The 2,927-nt window shown below is 52.6% G+C and carries 1 protein-coding gene; it reads right to left on the reverse strand.

The features are described from left to right. Positions 1-77: 77 nt before the first annotated feature. Complete coding sequence (locus A3SI_RS16145; RefSeq protein WP_238531824.1) at positions 78-2,855, reverse strand: glycosyltransferase family 117 protein; 2,778 nt, start codon at positions 2,853-2,855, stop codon at positions 78-80. Positions 2,856-2,927 lie beyond the last annotated feature (72 nt).

Here is a 2,927-nt window from a genome sequence, read left to right on the forward strand (position 1 = left end):
TTACAATCTGAAACGTAAACTAATCAGACCATAAAAAAATCCCTGATGGTCAGGGGSATTTTTTTATGCTTTCCAAGTTAGCGTGCAGAGGCAGAGCTCATGACGCGGTCTAATTTGTCGCGAAGCGACCTGCCCAGCTCCTCATAACCGCGCTCTTCTACCAGCGGGGTAAAGTAGCGCAGGAGCTCGATCGCGATGTAAGCCTCGCGGTCATAGGCGCGATTCGTGGCATCGTAATAGGTTACCAGCTGCAGCGAGCGGTCCGCCAGGGTTTCTACGATGTGCAGGGCCTTTTCTTCCTCGCCCACTTCGAAGAGGAGTGGAACCATCTGCCCACTGCTGAAGTCATACGGAATGGCTGCATGCGGCATGCGTTCCAGGCTGAGGTTAAGGAGTTCATTCGCCTCATCGAAGCGGTCTTCATCCAGTAGAGCCATGGCTACCGAGTTGATAACGCCGCGCGCATTAGAGGTGAAGCGTCTGAACTCGTCGTCGAAATAATTATCTGGATTATCCATCCCGCGGAAAGCAAATTTCTCCATAATATTTTCGTAGGCCAGGGAAGCGTTTACGAGTTCCCCACGGAAACCTTGTGGTTTCTGCACGGGAAGCAGGCGGTAGGTCATGCCCTCTTGGACGACATAGTCTTCGAGGTCGATTCCGATAGTCGCCAGCGAAGTATTATTAAAGTAAATCGGCCGCTCCCAGTTGCTGCTGGCGATCAGGTCGAGGAGCATCATACCGCCCTTCGTGAGGTAGTTTCCCTTCACGCGGAAATTCATTTGTGGCGTAGCCAGGTCCTCCATACCTTCAGGGATAAGGCCTTCGGCAAAGGCTTTTTCGAGGTCCACATCCAGGATAAGGTTCCGTGCCGGCACCATGTTATAGGTAAAGCGTCCACCCCCACGTAGTTTAAGCGCATCGCTATTGCCTTTTAGAAGCCGGAGGTATTGGGTGAGGGAGATGGCGTCTAGGTTTTCCCTTTCCATGAGGTAGAGCACATCGTTCGTGCCTTTTTTATAGTTCTCAGGTCCTAGGGAAAAAGGCAGTGGAGCGGACTCATTTACCTGCCGGGTCATTTGTTCCACATACCAGTCCGTATCGAAATAGGAGAGGACGATCACGCGGACATCGGTCCGGAAGCCTTCCACTTCCTGCACATACCAGAGCGGGAAGGTGTCGTTATCTCCCCCTGTGAAGAGAATGGCATTCGGTGCGCAGGAGGCGAGGAAGTTTCGCGCGGAGTCCACAGAGAAGAAGCGTCCGCTGCGGTCGTGGTCATCCCAGTTTTGCTGCGCCATCAGTAGGGGAGCGGGGAGGGCGACCAGGAACGCCAGCAGGACAGCGGCGGTCCCCTTTAATTTGAGCTGCTGGAAGGTGTCTCGTAGTCCGATCAGTGCTAAGCCTGCCCATATCGCGAAGGCATAAAAGCTTCCCACATAAATATAGTCTCGCTCCCGTGGTTCTATCGGTGGGGAGTTCAGGTAGAGCACCAGTACGATGCCCATCATCAGGAAGAGCAAGAGGTTCACGACGAAGAAGCGCTGATCCATGCGTGCTTGGAAAAAGATGCCAAGAAGTCCGAGGATGAGCGGCAGCATAAGGTAATTATTATGCGCCTTATTTTCTTTGATGTATTCGGGGAAGATGGAGCTGAAGGCATCGGCCACACCCAGCCAGGGGGCATCGCTAAAGTCACTCTCACGCCCGGAGAAGTTCCACATAAAATAGCGGAAATACATGTGTCCCAGTTGATGGCTGAATAGAAAGCGGATGTTATCCGCAAAGTTCGGTTTCTCACCTTCTCGGAGTCCTAGTTTGCTGCGGTAGAGCTGTTTATGGCGCTCTTGGGTGCTGTAAATGCGGGGGAGCAGAGTGGTTCTTTCCGGGTCATACACATTTACGGTGCCGTAGTCAACGATTTCATAGCCGTCTTTCGTCTTTAGGTAGACCGGAGCGCCTTCTTTCTGATCCACGAGTTCCGCATCGAAGTACTGCCCTTTTAGGAGCGGGCGGTAGCCATACTGCTCACGCTTTAGGTAAGAGACATAGCTGATGATGTCTTTCGGTGCGTTTTCGTTGATGACGGGATCCTGATTCGCGCGGATAATGATGAGCGCATAGGAGCTGTAACCGATGAGGATAAAGGTAAAGCTGAGCAAAAGGGTGTTCAGCAGGACCTTTTGCTTCAGGACACTGAAGCGTATGGCATAAATGAGTCCTCCGATAAAGGCGGCCATGAAAAAGAGGATGCCAGAACCGAATGGGAGACCGAGGGAGTTGACAGCGAAAATTTCGAGTCGTCCAGCGAGGCTAGGTAGGCCGGGGATGACGATATTATTGACCACGATAAGGGCTCCACCTCCGGCTAAGAGGGCATAGACTCCCCCTTTCCAGGTGGGTTGTGGGTATTTTTTAAAGTAATAGATGAGCGCCAGTGCCGGTAGGGTGACCAAGTTGAGCAGGTGAACCCCTATAGAAAGGCCGACGAGGTAGGCGATGAAGATGAGCCATTTATTTTCTTTTGCGGGGTCGGTGACCAGGTCCCATTTGAGGAAAGCCCAGATGACGATGGCAGTAAAGAAGGAGGACATGGCATACACTTCAGCTTCCACGGCGGAGAACCAGAAGCTATCGGAGAAGGTATAGATGAGCGCGCCGATGGTGCCGGCGCCCATGAGGGTCAGTGTATCGTTCAGTGTTTCCTTTCCGGGGCTAAGCTGCATCATTTTGCGGCCAAAAAGTGTGATGGACCAGAACAGGAACAGGATGGTGAAGCCAGAGAAGAGTGCTGAGGCGATATTCATCCAGTAGGCCACGCTGAGTTCATTGCCGAAGGCCAAAAAAGAAAACATCCGGTAGACGAGCAGAAAAAAGGGCGCTCCTGGCGGGTGGGGCACCTGGAGCTTATGGCGCTACGGCGATAA

The sequence above is a fragment of the Nitritalea halalkaliphila LW7 genome, assembly GCF_000265075.1.
Lineage (GTDB): Bacteria > Bacteroidota > Bacteroidia > Cytophagales > Cyclobacteriaceae > Nitritalea > Nitritalea halalkaliphila.